A 16,046-nucleotide genomic window follows, 5' to 3' on the forward strand; every position below is an offset into this window, starting at 1 on the left:
TATGTTCCGGTATTTACTGCTGCTGGACACAGACGAGGAACGGGAATTCTTTCAGTTTATTTATCAGGAGTACAGGCAGGAGATGTTCTGCATTGCCCGTGCAATTCTGAAAAACGAAGCGGATGCGGAGGATATGGTTCACGAGACATTTCTGATTCTGACTGACCACCTGAACAAGATTATGGACAGCGAGTCCTATAAGGTTCGGGATTATATTATGACCACGGTCAGACATCGGTGCTTTAATCTGTACCGAAAGAGACAGATACAGGAATGCAGCGGGCTGGAAGAATGGGAGACGGGAGAGATTCTGGAAAAGGGCCCGGATACCATTCTGGAGGAAACAGAATTGCAGGAACTGGTAACCGGTCTGCTGAAAGGGCTGAAATCTCCTTATGGAGAAGTGCTGACTCTGCAGTATTACCATGAGCTGAGCGTGCAGGAAATTGCAGAGGAGATGGATACGACGCCGGATAACGTCAGGCATATTTCCATGCGTGCCAGAAAGAAACTGCAGGGCGTCCTGAAAGAGCGGGGGCTCTGGGACGAGAGAGAAGGCGTCCGGATTTGAGAGAAAGAGAAAGCATGTGTGCCTGGGGCAGCATGTTTTTTCTTTCTTTTATGATTATAAAAATGTAAAATTTTTAAAGATGCCAGAATTCAAACCGTTGACTGAACTGATACAGAGGAATTCAGGTATCAGCCAGGAAAATGCCTGTCTGTTTCATCTCGAAATGTGGATATATGTTCCTGATATGGCAACTATGCTCGCCACATCTTATCTGGACTGCTTTACTGCCCGAAGTGCAGGCAGGAAAGTATGATTAACCATAAGCTATAAAACAGCAATGCTACGGAGCGTTGCCTTTATGAAAATGAGCGTTTCCTGTAATGAAGTATTGTGGAAATTATAATTAAGGAGGCAGCAAAAGCTGACTTAATTTTCGGAGGATTATAAAATGGTAAAACATGATGAAACAGGAATTACATTAGGCGAAAAATTAAAATTCGCACGGAAAAGCGCAGGACTTACACAAAAAGAATTTTATCTTGTCAATCAGTCGGACAAACAATTTTTTGTAATCGTGACCGATGAATTTATTGAAAGCAGACAGCTTGCTGAAAAAATTGCGAATAAGAAATTTTCGATTGGGAATTTTTCATTTGTTGATTGTGGTATCATTTCTGATTTTGGGGGTATGAAAAATGATAATTAATCATAAAAAGCCATACAACGTGGAATGGATACTCTGCCCTGTTTCATTATGGGTATAGTGATTTAATATTTCGCAATACCAGCTAATCAGTAAATACAGTTTTTCAGCCGGACAATTATTCCGTCTGAGAAAAAATGAAAATGTATCTACACGTACGCTGAACACATTATGCGGGATATCAGATTGTGAATTACGTGACATTGCCATATACAAAAAGAACGAAAATGAATGAGAGGAATATTTCAGAAAATACACATCAAAACGCTCCATGTTTTCTATTCAGATTCACAAAGGCGACAATAAATATATCAATCAAGAATTATACAAAAGATTGGCGGGAAAGAACTTGCCATGCTAAAGCGTAAAAGTGTCTTCCTGTAAGATAAAACCCTCCGGGCGGGATGCGCAGGGTTTTCTACACGACCTTCCGGTCGTTGCCAGTCAGGTGCCACTGACACCTGGAAGTCCAATGAAACTAGGATATTCGCACAGGAGGAAAATATTGCTTCGCAACTGTACTTAAACACGATACGTTCAGCATACTGCTTATGCTCTGACACAGAAAAATTATGCAAAAATATGGAAATTAATGGTATAATGTACAGAATAATGGAGAAAGCCTGCCTGCAGAATCATGGCAGGCAGGAAATAATAACTGCGGTTCAGGAGAAGGATGATTATGCTGGCAAGTTTACAGATGGAACTGAAAACAGAAAACAATGATTTTATACCATATCAGAAGGCGGTCATACTGCAGGGCATTCTGATGGAGCAGGTGGAAGCAGAGTATGCCGCAAAGCTCCATGAGCCGGGGCTTCATCCTTACAGCCAGCGGGTAATCAGTCAGAATGGACGAAATATCTGGACTGTCTGCACCACGAACCGGGAAGCATATCAGGAACTGATTCTGCCGCTGGAAAGTGATGGGTTTACAGGCTTTTATATGGAGGATGACGACTGGAAGGTGTCTGTGGTTCAGAAACAGCTTCTGAAAATTGGAAAAAGCGAATTTATGGACAATTATTATTTTCAGGATTCGGACCGGTATATCCAGGTGGCTTTTCAGACGCCCACTGCCTTTAAGAGCCAGGAGGAATATGTCCGTATGCCCACATTGCAGTTGATTTATCAGAGCCTGATGAAAAAATATGATGCGGCTTCTGAAGATGAGACGGTGGAGAGTGAGGAAGTTCTGGAACAGCTTCTGAAATACAGCAGAATTGTGCAGTACCAGCTTCACAGCTGCAGCTATTCCGTGCATGGAAAACGGATTCCGGCATTTATGGGGCAGATAAAAATAAGAATCAATGGCCCTCAGGCCATGGTGAATTTTCTGAATCTGCTGTTTCACTTTGGAGAATATGCGGGAATCGGAATAAAAACAGCCATGGGGATGGGAGCCATCAGGATCACAGAAGGGAGAAAAAGATGACCAGGGAGAAAGTGCAGTTAATTGTGGGCGGCCTGCTCCACGATATCGGAAAAGTAATATACCGGCAGGGAGACGGGAGAAAGCACAGTGTCAGCGGGTATGAGTTTTTAAAGGATGAAGCACATCTGGAGGAGAAAGAGGTACTGGAATCTGTCCGGTATCATCACGGCGCGGAGCTTAAGGACGCCCGGATTGATAAAAAATCTTTTGCCTATATCACGTATCTGGCAGATAATATTGCAGCTTCCGCCGACCGAAGAAAGAATGACAGCGGGGAACAGGGTTTTGTCCGGAATACGGCGCTGGAATCAGTGTTTAATATTTTGAACGGAAATGACAGGAAGATGTATTATTCCCAGACGGCAAATATGGAAGAGGATATCAACTGTCCAACAGAACAGGCAGAACTGTATGATGAACATTTTTATCTGACCATAAAGCAGAAACTTACGGAAAATTTTCGCGGTATACGATGGGAAGCAGAATATATCAATTCTCTGCTGGAAATCCTGGAAGGAAACCTCAGTCTGATTCCTTCTTCCACAGCGAAAGATGAACGGGCGGATATTTCCCTTTACGACCATCTGAAACTGACAGCGGCCATAAGCTCCTGTATATTCGACTATCTGCAGGAAAAACAGACGGAAGATTACAGAACCGCCCTGTTGGTGCATGGCAGGGATGTTCAGAAAGAAAATGTGTTTCTTCTGTTTTCCATGGATGTTTCCGGAATTCAGAAATTTATCTATACCATACATAGTGAAGGCGCTCTGAGAAATTTGAGAGCCAGGTCTTTTTATCTGGAATTCATGATGGAGCATATCACGGATACCCTCCTGGAGCGGCTGGAATTATCCAGAGCCAATCTGATTTATACGGGAGGAGGCCATTGTTATCTGCTCCTGGCGAATACGGAAAAAACCAGAGAGGCTCTTTGTAAATTTGAGCAGGAACTGAATGCGTGGCTGTTAGAACAGTTTGATATTGCCCTGTATGTGGCCGCAGGCTGGAAGGAGTGCAGCGGGAGCACGCTGCGGGATGAGCCTGCAGGTTCTTATGGGGAGCTTTTTCGAGGGGTCACTAACGAGATATCCAGGAAAAAATCGGCACGGTACAGCGCAGAACAAATCCGCAGGCTGAATGGAAAACGAACTGCAGATTACACGCGGGAATGCAGGGTATGCAAAAGGGTGGATCATCTGACCGAGGATGGCATCTGCCAGATTTGCGCCTCCATACTTCACATGTCAAAAGATATTCTGTATACGGATTTCTTTTCTGTTACCAGAACGCCGGAAAAGCAGGGGCTTCCGTTGCCCTTTGGCGTCTGGCTGACAGCAGAGCACGGGGAAAGCCTTCGGAAGCGTATGACGGAGGATACAGGGTATGTCCGGGCATACGGCAAGAATAAGATGTTTACCGGAAAGCATATTGCCACAAAAATATGGGTAGGAAATTATACCACCGGGGAAACTTTTGGAGAACTGGCCGCTCAGGCAGAGGGGATAGAGCGGATTGGGATACTTCGGGCGGATGTGGACAACCTGGGCAGGACATTTGTGTCAGGATTTGAAAGTGAAACATATGGGAACCGGTATGTGACGCTGTCCAGAACAGCAACCTTATCCAGACAGTTATCACTGTTTTTCAGGCACCATATCAATATCATATTACAACAGCCCAGGTACTCCCTGGATGGAAAGGGAAAAAAGGAACGGAAAGCCGCAGTGGTATATTCCGGCGGGGACGACCTTTTTCTGGCCGGCGCCTGGGATGACATTCTGGAGCTGGCCGTTGACATCCGGCAGGAATTTGAGAAATATACGGAAGGGACTCTGTCTCTGTCGGCGGGAATTGGTCTGTATCAGCCCGGATTTCCCATTCATGTGAGCGCCAGGGAGACGGCAAAGCTGGAGGACGAAGCAAAAATGCTGCCTGGAAAAAATGCACTTACTTTTTTACCGGACGGAGAAATCCATGAGGAAACGGATGGGGAGACAGGAGAGGTCTTTAAAATCAGCAACGGTACTTATTCCTGGGAAGTTTTTTTGCAGGAAGTCATTGAGGAAAAATACCGGACGATTGCAGGATTTTTCCGGAATACGGAAGGACGGGGCAAAAATTTCCTCTATCATTTGCTGGAACTGGCCCGCAGACAGGAAGATAAAATAAATCTGGCAAGATTTGCGTATCTCCTGGCAAGGATGGAGCCGGGAGAACAGGCAGAACCGGAAGAAAAAGCCCGTTATCGGGAATTTTCCCGAAAAATGTATCAGTGGGTGAAACAGGAAAAAGACTGCAGACAGCTAAGGACAGCCATTAATCTGTATGCATATAAGATACGGGAGAAGGAGGAAGTATGACTATCACGGAGAAAAATTATGTGGAGAAGGCAGAAGCTGCCATTTTGCTTCATAAAAACAGAATAAACGAAAAGACAAAAAGAAAAAAGCCTATGGTAACTACTTCAAAAATCAGGAATCTTCTGTCCATGACAGCGGATATCGGCAATGAGGTCCTGAGCTGGAAAGAGGAAACACTCAGCGACGAGCTGTGCGGCCGGATTGATTACCTGAAGGTGCGCGTGCTGTATGAAGCAGGAAGAGAGCCCGTGGTAAAGGAATTTGTGGAGAATACGGATATACTGAAATATATCAGTGAAATCCAGGGCAGCAGGAAAAACTATCTGCTGTTTGGCAGGTATATGGAAGCTCTGGTGGCTTATCACAGATATCACGGCGGGAAGGATAATTAGGGAGGACAGTTATGTACGGGAAGATACAGATTACAGGAAATATTGAAGTGGTAACGGGAATGCATATCGGAGGTTCTTCTGCATTCGCAGCTATTGGGGCGGTAGACTCACCGGTGATAAAGGATACAGGCAGCAACCGTCCCATGATACCGGGAAGCTCCCTGAAGGGGAAAATGCGCACGCTGCTGGCAAAGGTGTATAATGATGGAATCGCCGGGAAACCGGATGATGACTGTGAACGGCTCACAAGATTATTTGGTTCTGCAAAAAAAGGGCAGGTGAAAAGAAGCCGGATTCTTATCTCTGATATGATGCTGGCCAATGAAAAAGAATTGCGGGAACAGGGCCTGCAGAGTCTTACGGAAGTGAAATTTGAGAACAGTATCGACCGGATTACCGCAGTTGCCAATCCCAGACAGATTGAGCGGGTGGTACGGGGGTCTGAGTTTGCATTGGACGTTATCTACGAAGCGGCAGAAGAAGGGGAAATACTGGAAGATTTTGAAGTGCTGGCAGAAGGATTCAGATTGCTGCAGTATGATTATCTGGGCGGCAATGGATCCAGAGGATATGGGAAAGTAAAATTTCATGGTCTGGCGGCAGACCCGGTGATTGGGGAAATACCGGAAGATATTATGAGTCAATGCAATACGCTGTTGAAGGATGTGTAGGGATGGAGTACAGAATTTATAAATTTGACTTTATCACGGGAGTGCATTTGGGAGAGGACTCTCTGGAAGACGGAGGATTTACCCTTCATGCGGATACGCTTTTTTCCGCCCTGTGCCAGGAGTGCCTGAAACAGGGGCATAAGAAGCTGGAAAGGCTGGTTGCCCGGACGCGGGAAGGAAAGATTCGGCTGACAGACGCTTTCCCCTGTATGGAACATACCTGTTATCTTCCAAAGCCCATGCTGAAAATAGAGACAGAGGAAAAGCAGGGGGATTCCACGCTGAAAAAGGCATATAAAAAACTGTCTTATATTCCGGCAGACAGACTGAAGGATTATATTGCCGGGAAACTGGATGTGATGCAGGAACTCAACCGGTTTCAGGAAAATCTGGGGTACGGAGAGGTGAAAACCAGCGCGGCAGTCCGCGGACTGGAGGAAACAATGCCTTATCGGGTTGGAATTTACCATTTTCACCCCGGAAGCGGATTATATATCATAGCAGGAGGAGAAACCGGAGAGGATATCCGGTTGCTGGAAACGGGTCTGGAATCGCTGGAACTGTCCGGAATCGGCGGAAAGAGAACTGCCGGTCTGGGGAGATTTCGGCTGATACAGGAAAAGGTTCCGGAAGATTTGAAACCTTGTCTGGAGGCCAGGGAGAGTTCCGTATCAATGGCCTTGTCCGTGTGTCTTCCAAAAGAAGACGAGCTGGAGGAAGTTCTGGAGAAGGCCAGCTATCTGCTGCTGAAACGGAGCGGATTTGTGGCTTCTGATACATATGCTAAGGAACATCAGAAGAAACGTGACCTGTATGTGATGCAGGCGGGCTCCTGTTTTGGAAAACGGTTTGAAGGAGATATCTATGACGTCAGCGCCGGAGGTTCTCATCCTGTGTACCGTTATGCCAAACCTGTGTTTCTGGAGGTGGTTTCATGAAAAAAGTACTGGAACAGTATGAGCTGGAACTGACAGCGGCAGGGCCGGTATATATTGGAAGCGGGAAAGAAATCGGCAAAAAAGAGTATGCATTTTCACCCTGGGAAAAACAGATACGGGTAATGGATATGGCAAAACTGTGTCAGCTTTTAAATCAGAAAAAGCTGATGTCTCAATATGAGAAATTTATACTGGGAAACAGTCGGGATGATTTGGGAAAATGGCTGGAAAAAAATCATGTTTCCAGACAGGAATATCAGAATTGTGTCCGTTACCGGCTGGGATGTCAGGATGCTGTGATTGATTCTCGCAGTAAGCTGGCAGTTCTGGAATTTGTAAAAGATGCGTATGGAATGCCATATGTACCGGGCAGTTCTGTCAAGGGAATGCTGAGAACGATGTTGCTGGCCTATGATATTGCCTGTGATTCCGGAAAATATAAAGGGGTAAAAAGAGATATTTCCGGAGCCCTGAGCAGGAATCAGAGAAAGAACAGAACTGTCTGCAGAATGGAATCGGCTGCCATGGAACAGGCATGTTACAGAACGCTGCACAGGCTGGAAAAAGTTCCGAATCATGCGGTAAATGACAGGATGGCCGGTATGACAGTCAGTGACAGCGAGCCTTTGTCCATGGAAGATCTGGTATTGTGCCAGAGGACAGAATTGCATACTGACGGAAAAGAGAAAAAATTAAATGTGCTGCGGGAAGTACTGCGGCCGGAAACTGTTATTCGCACCAGCCTCACCATTGATTCCGATATATGCGGGATTACGAAAGAGTACCTGGAAGAAGCAATGACATATTTCGGAGAGATGTATTACGAGTGTTTCCTGAAAAAATATCCGGATATGGACAGGCCGTCTCAGGATATGGTATGGTTAGGAGGCGGAACCGGATTTGTGACAAAGACGGAAGTGTATCCCCTGTTTGGCAGAGAAGAGGGGCTGGAGACAACCGTGAATATTTTTAAGGCAACGGGAGTGCCGGATAACCATAAACATTTTTCAGACAGAAAACTGGGAGTTTCCCCTCATATCTGTAAAGTAACTTATTATGAGGGAAAACGGTATCAGATGGGTCTGTGCCATGCAAAAATTACAAAATGCCGGTGATTTTGCCCCGCTGCCTGATTTGGCAGGGAATTTCGGCTGAATCAGGCAGGAAAAAAAGATATGGAAGGAAGAAAAAAGTTTTCCCCCGCAAACCCCGCCGGGAGGTGTTGATTTTACCGGGGTGCGGCGGGTGGTATTAGGAATAAGGAGACCCCGGAAGGGGACGGAAACGTAATGTATGTTCCCTTCGGGGCAGCGGAGACAGGATTAGGAATAAGGAGACCCCGGAAGGGGACGGAAACTGTTTACCATATAAATCTCTCCTTTCTGCCCCTTTATTAGGAATAAGGAGACCCCGGAAGGGGACGGAAACCATAGTAATTTTCCTCCTTTTTAAACTGCATGGCGCTTAATTAGGAATAAGGAGACCCCGGAAGGGGACGGAAACTCAAAATATTTTCTCCGTTATCGTTCGTAAACCAATAATTAGGAATAAGGAGACCCCGGAAGGGGACGGAAACTGAAGAATGTCGATGTGATGGGAGACTCCATCAAAGCATTAGGAATAAGGAGACCCCGGAAGGGGACGGAAACGACTTCTGAGGTTGTCTTTCCACTGGTTATCTGTCAATTAGGAATAAAGAGATCCCGGAAGGGGACGGAAACCCGTTTCCAATCGTGATATTGTTATCTTCTTTATTAGGAATAAGGAGACTCCGTAAGGGGACGGAAACTCGGAGTTTCGGTTTTAAACAACGGTGGAAAGCGCACATTAGGAATAAGGAGACCCCGTAAGGGGACGGAAACATTTTTCTTCCTCCAGTTTAATCTCCGCTTCAATATTAGGAATAAGGAGACCCCGGAAGGGGACGGAAACCCTCCGTCCAATTCTGGATATAAGGGAATTAGTGCATCAGGAATAAAGAGACCCCGGAAGGGGACGGAAACTTAATTCTCCTCGTAGCCGATAATCTCCCAGTCCTCATTAGGAATAAGGAGGCCCCGAAAGGGGACGGAAACCCGACTTCCAAAGCAAGTTCAATCAGCCCGTGCACGAATTAGGAAAAAGGAGCCCCCGAAAGGGGACGGAAACTCAATTCCCAGAATATCCGCTAATGCTTATTAGGAATAAGGAGACCCCGGGAGGGGACGGAAACATTTTCTAGGGCACCCGTCGTGCCTCTTAGTGACATTAGGAATAAGGAGACCCCGGGAGGGGACGGAAACTTGTTGCATAGTCATTTAATTCATTTTTAAATTTCATTAGGAAAAAGGAGCTCCTGAAAGGGGACGGAAACTTTACGGATATCTCTGCTCAAGCTCAATCCTTGTAATATTTAGGAAAAAGAAGCCCCGGAAGGGGACGAAAAATTATAAAATACGCTAAAATGAACTGTTTTAGAACAATTCAATATATGGTACAATAGAATTGTGCAGAGATACTGTAATACATATAAGATAAGGGGGAATGAAATGAGTTATCTGTTTGTGAATTCCAATGGCGCCCATATCAATTACGATGCAATGCGTGGTACAATGTTTAAAACGCGGAATCAATATTTCATATTATTCCAAAGGTGGTTCTTACTTTAGCAGATTGCAGTCTACCAATCATATAAATGTGCAGAGACAGAGAAAGCAGGCAGCCCTGGCAGATTCCGAATTTTCTCTGGAACTGGCGAAAAATATTGTCAGCGGCAAAATTCACAATCAGGAAATCATATTACGACGGTATGCCCGAAGCGAAGAAAAAGACGTGAAAGATAATCCATATTTTGGATTCATACACAGTGACAGGGAGAAACACCCCACGCTGGCCAGTGATATGATGGAGGAGTGGAGGGCAACCCTGGTGGATTCGCTGGTTATGAGCCTGGTAAACGGGCATGAAATACATACGGAACATTTCTTTCACAACAGGGATCAACCCGGTTATTATCTGACAACAGAAGGAATGAATATTTTTCTGAAAAAGTATGAGAAAAAAATGCAGACAGCAACCCAATATCTGGATTATATTGACTATGCAGTTACGTTCCGTCAGGCAATTGACCTGCAAATCAATGAATTGACGAAGGCAATAGAAAATGAGGATGCCTCTCTGTATCATCCCATATGGCTGAGATGAGAGGACAAATTTATGCAGGTTGAAACTGACTTCAGGAGACGAAATGGAAAATTATTTTTTTGAAATTGATGAAAAAGCAGCAAGAGATGAAGTATTTGTTTTGATTATTTATGATATTACAGACAATAAACGCAGGATAAAGCTGGCGAAATATCTTCAGGGCTACGGATTCCGTGTTCAGAAATCAGCCTTTGAGGCAAGGATTCCCAAAAGAAAGTACCAGAAACTACTGCGGGAAATACCGAATTATGTGGATGACTGTGACAGCGTGAAAGTGTATAAAATAATTGGCAGCGGACAGGTAACAGCTTTTGGAAAAAATATGGATATTGAAACAGAAGATATCATTGTAATTTGAGGAGAAAGAAAATGAAAGTATTATTCAGCGCCATTGGCAGTACAGACCCCATTTCAAACTGTGCAGACGGGGGAATGCTGCACATATGCAGAGTATTCCATCCGGATAAATTATATTTATATCTGTCAAAAGAAATGTGCAAGTACCATGATATGGATGATCGTTACCGTCAGGCAGTTCGTTTCCTGGAACAGGAAACCGGCTGGAACTGTGAGATTGAAGTCATCCGTGATGAAACCATGGAAAACGTTCAGATTTTTGATGCGTTTATCAATTCCTTTGAAAGGATTATCAGCACAATCAGAGAGCAGGACAGGCCGGACAAATTATATTTGAATGTTTCTTCCGGAACCCCGGCAATGAAGTGTTCTCTGCAGATTATTTCCATGCTCTGGAACAATATTCAGGCCATTCAGGTGTCAACGCCCAGGAAAGCCAGCAACGACCATCATGAGGACAAAGATGATTATAATCTGGAAATTCAGTGGGAATGCAATGAAGACCGGAAAGAAGGGTTTGAAAATCGCTGCAGTATATCCGATGCAAAATATCTTCTGGACCGAATCCGCAAAGAAAATATCCATAAATATCTGAAAGTTTACGATTATGAAGCGGCAAGAATGATGGCAAATACCTTATCTGTGCAGCCTTCCGAACAGTTTATGGACTGCCTTGCCATTGCAATTGAGCGTAACCGGCTGAATCTGAAATTTGTCAATGGAATGCGGAGAAAATGTAACGTATCCCACTGGTTTCCTGTGGTGCAGGACAGGGAGATGAAAGAGTACGAATATCTTTTGTCCATGCAGACAAAACTCTGGAAAAAACAATATATGGACTTTATCCGGGATGTAACGCCCATCTTTTTTTCTCTGTCAGAAAAAGTATTGAAAAAATACTGCGGATTGCGGTTTGAGGATATCGGGACAAAAAATAAAGAAGGAGCTTTTCTGGTTTCTTTGGATAAGATGAAGGAGAGAAACATAAAACCCCAGAGCAGATGGGGAAACCATACAAATATTTCTTCTCTTGTGATTTTAAAAATTATGGAGCAGAAGTGTAAGGAAGTTCATGTGCTGGAATTGATGAAAAACATTCGGACGGTGGAGCGGGAAGTCCGAAATCTGGCGGCACATGAAATAGTGGGCGTTACGAAAGAATGGATCAAAAGCAGAACAAAATTTGAGCCGGAACAAATCATGGACATGCTGTTTGAACTGGGAAAATATGCAGGACTTGATATTTCAGCAGAAAACAGGAAAATCTATGACAGGATGAATGAGCAGTTGTGGGAATTACTGTGATTTTATGGAAAATGATGGTAAATCCTATTATAAAATGGAGGATTTCATGGTTACAGGCATAATTAAGAACAAAATTGACAAAATCTGGACGGATATCTGGGCAGGCGGAATTATGAATCCTCTGACAGTGATTGAACAGCTTACCTATCTGATGTTTCTTCGCTCCCTGGATGAAAAAGAATTTGAGAACGCGCTGGAGTAGATTAAAAGAAAAGGATTCCCGTGAAATATTTGATATCATCTCTCAGAGAGTATTTCCGGCAATCAAGAAAATGAAATATGGCAGACTGCCGGATTACAGCGAAACAGGGGAATTAATGGAGATTTCGGATGAGGAAGGGCAGAGGGAAGACGACAGTACAGCATTTGCCAGATATATGGAAGGTGCGGCATTTTTGATACCTACGCCTCAGGTACTGCAAAAGATTGTTACGGGCCTGGACGATTTATATGAACATGATATTGCGGACCTGGACATGCAGGGAGATTTGTACGAGTACATGCTGTTGAAATTATCTGTTGCCGGACAGAACGGGCAGTTTAGAACACCCAGGCAAATACGGGAAATGATGGTGAAATTGCTGGCGCCCACGCCGGATGATATTATTGTAGACCCCGCCTGCGGTACAGCAGGATTTCTGGTGTTTGCCGCTCAGTATATCAGGGAACACTATGAAGAAACCATGACAGGCGAGCAATGGGAACATTTTACCGGTGCGGCATTTACCGGATTTGATACGGATTATACCATGCTGAGAATTTCGGCCATGAACCTGATGCTGCATTCCATTACCAACCCGGAAATTGGGTATAAAGACAGCGTATCCAAACAGAATCAGATTAGCGGAAAGTATACCATATGCCTGGCAAATCCCCCGTTCAAAGGGACAGTGGATGCGGAAAGTATCAATGACGATTTGAAGGCAGTGACAAATACGAAGAAAACAGAACTGCTGTTTCTGGCATTGTTTCTCCGATTATTGAAGACAGGAGGCAGATGTGCCTGTATTGTACCTGACGGCGTTTTGTTTGGAAGCAGCAAAGCTCACAAATCCATTCGAAAAGAACTGGTGGAAAACAAATACTTGCGGAGATTAAGGAACTTCAGAAGGAGATTTCAAAAGGGATTGATGAGCTGGAGGGGATGTTGGAGTGAAAATTGTTAAGCTGGGAGATTATATAGAAGAATATTCTGAAAAAATAAAGATGACCGGAATATTCCGGTGTATAGTGTTACGAATGAAGAAGGATTTTGCACCGGATATTTTAGTAAAGAAGTTGCGAGTAAGGACAGGCGTAATTATAAGGTAGTCCCATATGGTTTTTTTGCATATAATCCATCAAGAATAAATGCAGGTTCCATTGACTGGCAACGGAAAGAAGAAAAAGTGATTGTAAGTCCGCTTTACGTGGTCTTTAAAGTGAAAGAAAAAGTGAATCAGCAATATTTGCTTTATTATTTAAAAAGTGATGTTGCAAAGCAGTATATTGTAAATATGGCTACCGGAAGTGTAAGGAATAATCTGAAATTTTCAGATTTGGGAGAAATTCCATTTAAATTGTATGATTTGAGAGAACAGAAAGAGATAGTGGGGAAGTTGGACAGAGTTTTCAAATTGATAGATGAAGTCAAATTGGCGGAAAAGAAGCTGGATGAACTTGTAAAATCCCGGTTTATGAGGAAAAAGGCGGAGTACAGTTTTGTTATAAGCTGTTGAATTATAATACTTTACAGAGTGTTTGACTGTCTTTCCCTTTACTTTTTTACAAAGGAACCTTTACTTTTTAGCCTTTCAGGGTATAATAAGTAAAGAAAGAAGGTGAACACCACGATTTCATATTCCAATCTGTTGCAAAAACTAAATGAAAAAGGTCTGACGAAAACCGCACTGTCTAAGGAGCTTGGGATTTCTTCACGTACAGTGGCAAAAATCGGGCGTGGAGAGAAAATCGCTGATCATGTTCTTGAAAAAATGGCTGTTTTTTTCGGTTGTTCTGCAGATGAACTATGCCAGACCATTTCGGATAACAGTTTGCTTCAAATGCTTAGAGATGAAAAAAACATTCGTATGCCTGGGGGGCTGTACCATGAGCTTCAGGTACGGATGACATATAATTCCAATCACATAGAGGGTAGCAGGCTCAGTGAAGATCAGACCAGGCTGATTTTTGAAACAAACACAATAGATATCGGAGAAGGTATACCTGTGGATGACATTATCGAAACCGTCAATCATTTTCGCGCTGTCGACTTTTGTATTGATATGGCAGAAGAACCACTTACCGAAGATATCATCAAGGAATTTCACCGCATTTTGAAGCAAAGTACAAAGGATTCTTCGCTTGCGTGGTTTGCAGTTGGGGATTACAAGAAAAGAGCCAATGTGGTTGGAGGCCATGAAACTGCAAAGCCGAAAGAGGTTGTTTCACACATGAAAGTTCTGCTTTCTGAATATGAAGCCAAAACTGCTGTCACAATTAACGACATCATTCGTTTCCATTACGTGTTTGAACGTATTCATCCATTTCAGGATAAACTATTAACACAAGTCAAAGATTTGTGTTGTGCTTAAACTCTGTAAATGATACAATAACCTTTGACTTGAATATTAAACAAGTTGGAGGTTTTTTTATGGCAAAATATTTAAGGTATGATGCAATTTACGTTAGGCAGTCAATAGATAAGAAAGACAGTGTTTCTATTGAAGCTCAAATAGAGGAATGTAAAAAACTCTGTTCAGCAAATTTTAAAGTTTATAAAGACAAAGGTTACAGTGGAAAAAATACAGAAAGACCACAAGTTCAAAAAATGATTAAAGACATAGAATCAGGAATTATACAGAAAGTTGTAGTTTACAAGCTTGACAGAATTAGTAGGAACATTATAGATTTTTATAATTTGTATGGAATTATGCAACTGCATGATTGTGAGTTTATCAGTTGGGATGAAAAATTTGACACAACCACTTCTATGGGAAGGGCAATGATGGGTATTCTTGTTGTTTTTGCCCAAATGGAAAGAGAGAATATCCAGACAAGAATAAAAGATAATTATAATTACCGTATCAGGGATGGAAGATGGGCTTCTGGGAAGGCACCTTTTGGATTTAAAAATGGAAAGAGGGATGGAAAGACAACCCTGATTCCTGTTCCAGAAGAAATTGAGGTTGTGAAATGGATGTTCAAAACCTATGCTGAAAGCCTTAATATTTCTCTTGGGATGATACAAAAACAACTCATTGAAAAGGGAATAAAAGGACACCAATCAAGCAAAGGATTCAGCAGAACTACCATAGGACACATACTGACAAACCCTGTTTATTGCAGTGCAGATAACCTTTTAGCAGAATATTACCAAAAGAAACTGATTGAATTTGTTAATCCCCTTCAACAGTGGGATGGAAGTTTTTCAGCAGCTATTGTGGGAAAAAAGAACAGGTCTTTAAGGAATGAAAACTTGGAAGGGATAGTTGTGTATATTACAAACATTAAACCTGTGATTAACAGTAGGACTTTCATTGCAGTACAAGAACGCATAGAACAAAATGCTGCTGTTGCTTCCAACAACACACCAAACCATAATTTAAAAGAACTGTCTGGTTTATTAAAATGTGCTGAGTGTGGTTCAGCAGTTAAAATGCAGACATATCCCACATTGACATGTACAGGGAGAAGCCAGAAAAAAATCTGTTCAGTTTCTTTTAAGGGTATCAAACTGGAAACTGTGCAGGATAATGTTGCTACACAAGTACAGAAATACCTTGAAAATTTAAATGAAACTCAAATAAAGAAAACATATAAAATGAGACAGGAACAAAAGGAAATAGCTAAATTGGAAAAGGAATTGGAAAAGCTGATGGAGCTTGCAAAATTCAGTGATAACATTGCTGAAAGAGTTAAAGTAGAAATTGACAGTCTGATTGTGAAAATCAAGGAGAAACAATTAAAATTAAAGACTGACAGAAAAGATGATATTATAGGTCTTAGGCTGGCAACAGGGGGAGACATAGAAATTCTTAGAAGTATTTTTGATGAAGATGGCACTTTAGTATTTAATTATTCAGATTTGGATATTGAAAGAAAGCAAATGATTTTAAGGGTTTTAGTTGATAGGATTTATGTCTATAAAGATGGCAGTGTCAATATTGAATGGAAAGGGTAAAAATTTTAGGTAGAATTTCCAATAGT

At 42.8% G+C, this 16,046-nt stretch carries 15 protein-coding genes and 1 pseudogene; all 16 read left to right on the top strand.

Going from position 1 to position 16,046, the window contains the following annotated elements; all coding sequences use genetic code 11:
• Position 1: 1 nt before the first annotated feature.
• Positions 2-571 carry a sigma-70 family RNA polymerase sigma factor gene (locus VSQ32_00085; protein ID MEH2941296.1) on the top strand — a complete coding sequence of 190 codons (570 nt, stop codon included), beginning with the start codon at positions 2-4 and terminating at the stop codon, positions 569-571.
• Between the two features lie 388 nt (positions 572-959).
• Positions 960-1,217, top strand: coding sequence for a hypothetical protein (locus VSQ32_00090; protein ID MEH2941297.1), 258 nt, complete (start codon positions 960-962; stop codon positions 1,215-1,217).
• Positions 1,218-1,284: 67 nt separating this feature from the next.
• The gene (locus tag VSQ32_00095; protein ID MEH2941298.1) at positions 1,285-1,449 is read left to right on the top strand and encodes a helix-turn-helix transcriptional regulator; all 165 of its coding nucleotides are present in this window, start codon (positions 1,285-1,287) and stop codon (positions 1,447-1,449) included.
• A 447-nt stretch (positions 1,450-1,896) separates the two neighbouring features.
• Entirely contained in the window at positions 1,897-2,649 is a 753-nt protein-coding gene (gene cas6, locus VSQ32_00100) for a CRISPR-associated endoribonuclease Cas6 (GenBank protein MEH2941299.1), read from the top strand.
• The gene (gene cas10 / locus VSQ32_00105) at positions 2,646-5,012 is read left to right on the top strand and encodes a type III-A CRISPR-associated protein Cas10/Csm1 (GenBank protein MEH2941300.1); all 2,367 of its coding nucleotides are present in this window, start codon (positions 2,646-2,648) and stop codon (positions 5,010-5,012) included. Before cas6 ends, cas10 begins: the two co-directional genes overlap by 4 nt.
• The gene (gene csm2 / locus VSQ32_00110; GenBank protein ID MEH2941301.1) at positions 5,009-5,404 is read left to right on the top strand and encodes a type III-A CRISPR-associated protein Csm2; all 396 of its coding nucleotides are present in this window, start codon (positions 5,009-5,011) and stop codon (positions 5,402-5,404) included. Before cas10 ends, csm2 begins: the two co-directional genes overlap by 4 nt.
• Positions 5,405-5,415: 11 nt before the next feature.
• Entirely contained in the window at positions 5,416-6,075 is a 660-nt protein-coding gene (gene csm3, locus VSQ32_00115) for a type III-A CRISPR-associated RAMP protein Csm3 (GenBank protein ID MEH2941302.1), read from the top strand.
• Between the two features lie 2 nt (positions 6,076-6,077).
• Positions 6,078-7,013: a type III-A CRISPR-associated RAMP protein Csm4 gene (csm4, locus tag VSQ32_00120; protein MEH2941303.1), complete on the top strand. Its 936-nt coding sequence runs from the start codon at positions 6,078-6,080 to the stop codon at positions 7,011-7,013.
• Positions 7,010-8,128, top strand: coding sequence for a type III-A CRISPR-associated RAMP protein Csm5 (csm5, locus tag VSQ32_00125; protein MEH2941304.1), 1,119 nt, complete (start codon positions 7,010-7,012; stop codon positions 8,126-8,128). Before csm4 ends, csm5 begins: the two co-directional genes overlap by 4 nt.
• 1,468 nt (positions 8,129-9,596) lie before the next feature.
• Complete coding sequence (gene cas1 / locus VSQ32_00130; GenBank protein MEH2941305.1) at positions 9,597-10,196, top strand: CRISPR-associated endonuclease Cas1; 600 nt, start codon at positions 9,597-9,599, stop codon at positions 10,194-10,196.
• Between the two features lie 43 nt (positions 10,197-10,239).
• Positions 10,240-10,554, top strand: a complete 315-nt coding sequence (gene cas2 / locus VSQ32_00135; protein MEH2941306.1) for a CRISPR-associated endonuclease Cas2 — start codon at positions 10,240-10,242, stop codon at positions 10,552-10,554.
• Between the two features lie 11 nt (positions 10,555-10,565).
• Entirely contained in the window at positions 10,566-11,858 is a 1,293-nt protein-coding gene (locus VSQ32_00140) for a hypothetical protein (GenBank protein ID MEH2941307.1), read from the top strand.
• Between the two features lie 46 nt (positions 11,859-11,904).
• Positions 11,905-12,937 (top strand): annotated as a pseudogene (locus tag VSQ32_00145) (N-6 DNA methylase).
• 144 nt (positions 12,938-13,081) lie between these two features.
• Positions 13,082-13,576 carry a restriction endonuclease subunit S gene (locus VSQ32_00150; protein ID MEH2941308.1) on the top strand — a complete coding sequence of 165 codons (495 nt, stop codon included), beginning with the start codon at positions 13,082-13,084 and terminating at the stop codon, positions 13,574-13,576.
• A 102-nt stretch (positions 13,577-13,678) separates the two neighbouring features.
• Positions 13,679-14,431, top strand: coding sequence for a Fic family protein (locus tag VSQ32_00155; protein MEH2941309.1), 753 nt, complete (start codon positions 13,679-13,681; stop codon positions 14,429-14,431).
• A gap of 59 nt (positions 14,432-14,490) precedes the next feature.
• Entirely contained in the window at positions 14,491-16,020 is a 1,530-nt protein-coding gene (locus VSQ32_00160) for a recombinase family protein (GenBank protein MEH2941310.1), read from the top strand.
• Positions 16,021-16,046 lie beyond the last annotated feature (26 nt).

The sequence above is a fragment of the Lachnospiraceae bacterium JLR.KK002 genome, from assembly GCA_036941025.1.
GTDB lineage: Bacteria > Bacillota > Clostridia > Lachnospirales > Lachnospiraceae > Petralouisia.